Source organism: Flindersiella endophytica (genome assembly GCF_054779015.1).
Map to the genome: position 1 here is coordinate 154847 of NZ_BAAGYY010000023.1, position 6121 is coordinate 160967.

The following is a 6121-nucleotide window of genomic DNA, read 5'->3' on the forward strand; positions in this document are numbered from 1 at the left end:
GCAAACCGAAAAACGATGCGCCCGCCGCCGTGAGACAGCGTCTTGACTTTGGAGGGGCCGCCGAAACAAACTCCGCCGCCGCCACCAATCCACCGGCCACGCCCGACAAAAGCAAACCGCAACCCCTGGGACAGGCCCAAGAAGAAACCAGACCTCACCACTCGGCGAGCGATCCGTCGTCCCTGCGGAACATCGGCGTGCGCCACCGGTGCCCGACCTTCGCCGCCTCCTCGACGGCCTTCGCGTCAATCTCGATCCCAAGGCCCGGCCCCGTCGGCCGCTCGACGTAGCCGTCCCTGAACGCGAACACCGACTTGTCGACCAGATAGTCGAGCAGATCCGACTCCTGGTTGTAGTGAATGCCGAGGCTCTGCTCCTGAATCAACGCGTTCGGCGACGCCACGTCCACCTGCAGGGAAGCCGCCAGCGCGATCGGCCCCAGCGGGCAGTGCGGCGCCAGCGCCACGTCGTACGCCTCGGCCAGCGAAGCGATCCGCCGCACCTCCGAGATCCCCCCGGCGTGCGAAAGGTCCGGTTGCACAATGGCGACCCCGGATCCCAGGATCTGCTTGAAGTCCCACCGCGAGAACAGCCGCTCTCCGGTGGCGATCGGCACCGAGGTCGACGAGCAGATCGAATCGAGATGCGGCGACATCTCCGGCACCAGTGGCTCCTCGACGAAGAACGGCAGGTGCGGCTCCAGCAGCGGCAGCACCCTCCGCGCCATCGCCACCGTCAACCGCCCGTGGAAGTCGATCGCGATGTCGAACTCAGGCCCGCAAGCCTCGCGTACGGCACCCACCCGATCCGCGATCGCCTGGCAGGCGCCGGCAGTGTCGATCCGCCGCAGCTCGCCTCCGGCGTTCATCTTGATCGCGGTGAAACCGCTCTCCTTCATCTTCAGCGCCGCATCAGCGACCTCGTCGGGCCGGTCGCCACCGATCCAGCCGTACATCCGGACGCGATCCCGAACGTGCCCGCCGAGCAGTTGGTAGACCGGAACGCCGTAAGCCTTGCCCGCGATGTCCCACAAAGCCTGGTCGATGCCCGCGACCGCGCTCGAGAGCACCGGCCCGCCGCGGTAGAAGTTGCCCTTGCTGAGCACCTGCCAGTGCTCCTCGATCCGCAAGGGATCCTGCCCGACGAGGTAGTCGGCCATCTCGTCGACACACGTGGCCACGGTGTGTGCTCTGCCCTCGACGATCGGCTCACCCCAGCCGACGATTCCCTCGTCTGTGTCGATGCGCAGAAAGCACCAGCGTGGCGTGACGAGGTAGGTCGTCAGGCGAGTGATCTTCAACGTCGGCTCCTTTGGTCAGCCTCGGCGTACGCAGGCACATCCGTCCGCAACGCTACCTGCGCGATAGAGTCGACGTTGCGACTGGTTCACCTCCTTGACGAGGTGAGGCAAGAGGGAACCCGGTGCGACTCCGGGACTGCCCCGCAGCGGTAAGTGAGAACGAACGCCGTGACGACGCACTGAGCATGGCCCGCCTTTGGGTTCGGTTTGGGAAGCGACGGTTATTAGGAAGGTGGCTCCGCCGGAGCCGCAGCGCTCACGAGTCCGAAGACCTGCCAGCGCCCGCAGACCGCCCGGTCTGCGGCCACGCACCGAGTTCTCGAGGGAAGGACTCCGCATGACGACCACGTCCGTTCTGGGCTACCCACGCATCGGCGAGCGCCGTGAACTCAAGCGCGCCACCGAGGCTTACTGGGCCGGCAAGACCGACCAGACAGCGCTGCTCCAGGTCGCGGCCGAGCTTCGGCTTCGGGCCTGGACCACGCTGCGCGATGCCGGTATCGGCCAGATTCCATCCAATACGTTCTCGTTCTACGACCACATGCTCGACACCGCCTGCCTGGTCGGTGCCGTGCCGGAACGTTTCCAGGGCATCGGCGACGAACTCGACCGCTACTTCGCGATGGCGCGAGGTAACGGCGACACCCCGCCGCTGGAGATGACCAAGTGGTTCGACACCAACTACCACTACCTCGTGCCCGAGATCGGGCCGGCGACGCCGCTGCGACTGGCCGGCACCAAGCCGGTCGACGAGTACCGCGAGGCGGCGGCGCTCGGCATCGACACGCGGCCGGTGCTGGTCGGGCCGCTGAGTTTCCTGTTGCTGGCAAAGGCGTCCGACGACGCGCCGTCCGGTTTCCAGCCGCTGGATCGGCTGGACGAGCTGGTGGAGGTCTACGCCGCGCTGCTCGAGCAGCTGGCCGATGCCGGCACCGGCTGGGTGCAGCTCGACGAACCCGTGCTCGCAGCGGATCGTTCCGAGGCCGAGCTGGCGGCGCTGGTCCGGGTGTACGAACGCCTGGGCGCGCTGTCCCGGCGGCCGCGGCTGGTGGTCGCGTCGTACTTCGGCGCGATCGGTGAAGCCCTGCCCAGATTGGCGAAAACACCGGTCGAGGGGATCGGGCTCGACCTGGTCTCCGGACGGGCGGACCTGCCGGCGATCGCCGGTGCCGGTCTGGCCGGCAAGGTCCTGTACGCCGGGCTGGTCGACGGCCGGAACGTCTGGCGGACCGACCTGCCGGCCGCGATGGCAACGGCGGCCTCGCTGCTCGGGTCGGTGCGCGAGCTGGTGGTGAGCACGTCGTGCTCGCTGCTGCACGTACCCTTCGACCTCGACCTGGAGACCGGGCTGCCCCTCGCGCTGCGGGGCCGGTTGGCGTTCGCACGGCAGAAGGTCGCCGAGGTCGCCCTGATCGGGCGGTCGCTGACCGAGGGCCGTGAGTCCGTGCAAGGTGAGGTTGGCGCGGCCGAGGCGGCCCGGCTCGGTGGACAGGAGCTCGTCACCGACGCCCGCGTCGGGGCGCGGCTGGCAGCACTGGGCGACGGCTCGCGGCGCGGAGAGTTCGCGCACCGGGCCAAGGAACAGGCCGACCGCCTCGGCCTGCCACCGTTGCCCACGACGACGATCGGGTCGTTCCCGCAGACGCCGGAGATTCGTACGGCGCGGGCCGACCTGCGAGCCGGGCGGATCACCGCCGAGGAGTACGGCTCCAAGATGCGTACCGAGATCGATCGCGTGATCGCGCTGCAGGAGGAGCTCGGACTCGATGTCCTCGTGCACGGCGAGCCCGAGCGCAACGACATGGTGCAGTACTTCGCCGAGCAGTTGAACGGTTTCGCCAGCACCGACCGCGGCTGGGTGCAGTCGTACGGCACCCGTTACGTCCGGCCGCCGATCCTGTTCGGCGACGTGTCGCGGCCCACGCCGATGACCGTCGAGTGGACGACGTACGCCCAGTCCCGGACGGACAAGCCCGTGAAGGGGATGCTGACCGGTCCGGTGACGATGCTCGCCTGGTCGTTCGTCCGCGACGACCAGCCGCTCGGCGACACCGCGCGGCAAGTCGCGCTTGCGCTGCGGGACGAGATCCACGACCTCGAGGCAGCGGGGATCCGGTTCATCCAGGTCGACGAGCCGGCGTTGCGCGAGCTGCTGCCGCTGCGCGCGGTCGAGCAGCCGGAGTACATCGCGTGGGCGGTCGCGGCGTTCCGCCTCGCGACGTCGGGCGTGTCGGACAGCACGCAGATCCATTCGCACATGTGCTATTCGGAGTTCGGCGAGATCGTCGACACCATCGGCGAGCTGGATGCCGATGTGACCAGCGTGGAGGCCGCCCGGTCGCGGATGGAGCTCGTCGCCGACCTACGCCAGGCCGGCTACGTACGCGGGATCGGGCCGGGTGTCTACGACATCCACTCGCCACGCGTCCCGAGCGTCGAGGAGATGGCCGAAGGGCTGCGCCGGGCCTTGACGGCGGTGGAACCCGACCGCCTGTGGGTCAACCCGGACTGCGGCCTGAAGACGCGGGGCTACCCCGAAGTGACACCCGCCCTGCGCAACCTCGTCGAGGCGGCGCGGCTCGTCCGGGCGGAGCTGTAGTCCTGCGAACACCGGCGCGAATGACCACGTTAACCACGCATTTGGCGGGTTAACCACGCCCCGGGACGTGGCCAGGCGCACAGTGGCGTGGCGAGGCACCCAGTGGCGTGGCGAGGCACCCAGTGGCGTGGCGAGGCACCCAGTGGCGTGGCGAGGCACCCAGTGGCGTGGCGAGGCACCCAGTGGCGTGGCGAGGCGCTAATGACCACGTTAACCAGCCAAAGCCGTGGTTAACGTGGTCATTAGCGCTCAGGCGTAGGTGCGGGCCAGCGCGAAGGCCTGGTCGGCGGCGTCGCTGATGCTGAGGCTCGACAGGCCGGACAGTCCCGTTCGGATCCGGTCGGCGAGTGGGGTGGTCCAGTGTGGCGGGATGCCGGCTCGCCCGGCGAAGGCGCCCGCCACCGAGCCGACCGTGGCGGCGTTGGAGGCGGTCGCCATTCCCAGCTCGCGTACCCGGTCGATCGCCGTGGTGAAGTCGTCGCCGGAGTGGAGCAGCGCCAGCGCGCAGCCCGCCGCGTTCCGGATCGCGTGCTGGCAGTGGTAGCGGTCCAGGCGTTCGTGCATGCGGCTGACCGCGATGTCCCAGCCCGGCTTGCTGTCCCAGACGGTGACGACCCAGCGCAAGGCTTCGGCCAGTCGTGAGCGCTGAGGAACGTGGGCGATCGAGGTCAGCACCGCCTCCCGATGCGAGCCCGCGGTGAACGCGGACGCGACCAGCGCCGCCGACCACATCTCGGCGTAGATGCCGTTGGCCGTGTGGGACAGCGAGGCGTCCTGGTAGGCCAGCAACGCTGCCCGCCGCGGCTGCCCCGGCCGGACGTACCCGAAGACGTCGCCGCGGATCTGGGCGCCGATCCATTCCCTGTAAGGGTTGTCGACAGTCGCGGCCCGCAGCGGACCGACGCCGTTGACGAGGTTGCGGTAGGCCGCCTGCTCGCCCGCCGTCAAGGCGGCGTACGGGAGCAGCCGCAGCCAGTCGTCGGCGATGTCGGACGCGCGGTAGTCCATGCCCGTGCGCTGCAGCATCCGCAGGTTGAGCACCGTGAAGTCGAGGTCTGCCGACGGCAGCTCGCCGGCGCCCGCGCAGCGTCCCAGCCAGCCGGCGTTGATGCGGTCGCGGAGCTCAGCGGTTCCGAGCGCCGGTTTCACAGTGTCGTCCGGCGGCAGCTCGTCCAGGATGCCTTCGTACGTCGCCGGCTCGGTGTACGGCCAGGTCGGCGACCGCGCCAGGCCGGCCAGCTCGTCCAGCGCCTTGCGGACATCGCACGCCGGCGACGTGCCCGGCCGGGCGCGCAGCCGCTCGGCCACCGCCGACACGTCGTAGCCGGACTCGCGCCGCTGCGCCAGCTCGAGAAGGAGTGGGGTGGGCCAGGGGCGGGCGCCACGCGGCGGAGCCGCATATGAGGGAGCCGCCGGGGGTGGATAAGCACTGGGCAGCAGCGTCGCCGGATCTGTGAAGTCGTCCATCGCGGTTAGGATGCCCCGATGGAGGAACACCCGACACCTCGCTTCGTCCTCGGCTCGGCTTCACCCGCCCGGCTGGCCACCCTGCGTGCCGCCGGCATCGAGCCGGACGTGCTCGTCTCGGGAGTCGACGAAGACGACGTCGAGGCCGGCACACCAGCCGGATTCGCGCTCGAGCTCGCCCGCCGCAAGGCCGGCGCCGTCGCCGAGAAGCTCAACGGAGACAGGGCTCTCGTGCTCGGCTGCGACTCCGTCCTCGAGCTCGGCGGCGAGATCCTCGGCAAGCCGGGCACCGCCGAGACCGCCAAGCGACGCTGGCAGGCCATGCGCGGCCGCCACGGCACCCTGCACACCGGCCACTGTCTGATCGACCTCGCGCAGGGCGGCCGAACGGCGGAGGCCACCGCCTCGACCGTCGTCCACTTCGCCGACGTCACCGACGCCGAGATCGACGCCTACGTCGCGACCGGCGAGCCGCTCGTCGTCGCGGGCGCCTTCACCGTCGACGGCCTCGGCGGCCCGTTCGTCGAACGGATCGAAGGCGACCACCACAACGTCGTCGGCCTCTCGCTGCCGCTGCTACGCCGCCTGCTCGCCGACCTCGGCGTGTTCTGGCCCGACCTCTGGAACAGGTAGCCGCGAGCCGCCGGCGGTTAGGGGGTGTCCTGTAAGTGTCGGCGGATAGCGAGGACGGTCATGGCGCCGGGCTGGCAAGGCGGGCGGAGTCGTTCGTATCGGTCATACGGGCGATCTTCGTC

4 protein-coding genes and 1 riboswitch are annotated in these 6121 nt (G+C 69.8%); of the genes, 2 read left to right on the forward strand and 2 right to left on the reverse strand.

Features of this window, described 5'->3' with window-relative positions; translation table 11 throughout:
- Nucleotides 1-154: 154 nt before the first annotated feature.
- Nucleotides 155-1300 (reverse strand): D-galactonate dehydratase, encoded by a 1146-nt coding sequence (gene dgoD, locus ACYVF6_RS25085; protein ID WP_460524966.1) that lies wholly within the window; start codon nt 1298-1300, stop codon nt 155-157.
- Nucleotides 1301-1368: 68 nt separating this feature from the next.
- Nucleotides 1369-1594, forward strand: a riboswitch (cobalamin riboswitch).
- 43 nt (nt 1595-1637) lie between these two features.
- Between dgoD and metE the strand changes: the two genes are divergently transcribed.
- A complete protein-coding gene (metE, locus tag ACYVF6_RS25090; RefSeq protein ID WP_460524967.1) occupies nt 1638-3899 on the forward strand; it encodes a 5-methyltetrahydropteroyltriglutamate--homocysteine S-methyltransferase in 2262 nt (753 codons plus the stop codon).
- Between the two features lie 249 nt (nt 3900-4148).
- On the opposite strand, the gene ACYVF6_RS25095 is transcribed toward metE, so the two are convergent.
- On the reverse strand, nt 4149-5366 hold the full coding sequence (locus tag ACYVF6_RS25095) for an ADP-ribosylglycohydrolase family protein (RefSeq protein WP_460524969.1): 1218 nt from the start codon (nt 5364-5366) through the stop codon (nt 4149-4151).
- Nucleotides 5367-5384: 18 nt separating this feature from the next.
- On the opposite strand from ACYVF6_RS25095, the gene ACYVF6_RS25100 reads away from it, so the two are divergent.
- Nucleotides 5385-5999 carry a Maf family protein gene (locus tag ACYVF6_RS25100; protein WP_460524970.1) on the forward strand — a complete coding sequence of 205 codons (615 nt, stop codon included), beginning with the start codon at nt 5385-5387 and terminating at the stop codon, nt 5997-5999.
- Nucleotides 6000-6121 lie beyond the last annotated feature (122 nt).

Coding starts and splice junctions, on each gene's coding strand:
- metE (WP_460524967.1), top strand. CDS start 1,638: ATGACGACCACGTCCGTTCTGGGCTACCCACGCATCGGCGAGCGCCGT.
- ACYVF6_RS25095 (WP_460524969.1), bottom strand. CDS start 5,366: ATGGACGACTTCACAGATCCGGCGACGCTGCTGCCCAGTGCTTATCCA.
- ACYVF6_RS25100 (WP_460524970.1), top strand. CDS start 5,385: ATGGAGGAACACCCGACACCTCGCTTCGTCCTCGGCTCGGCTTCACCC.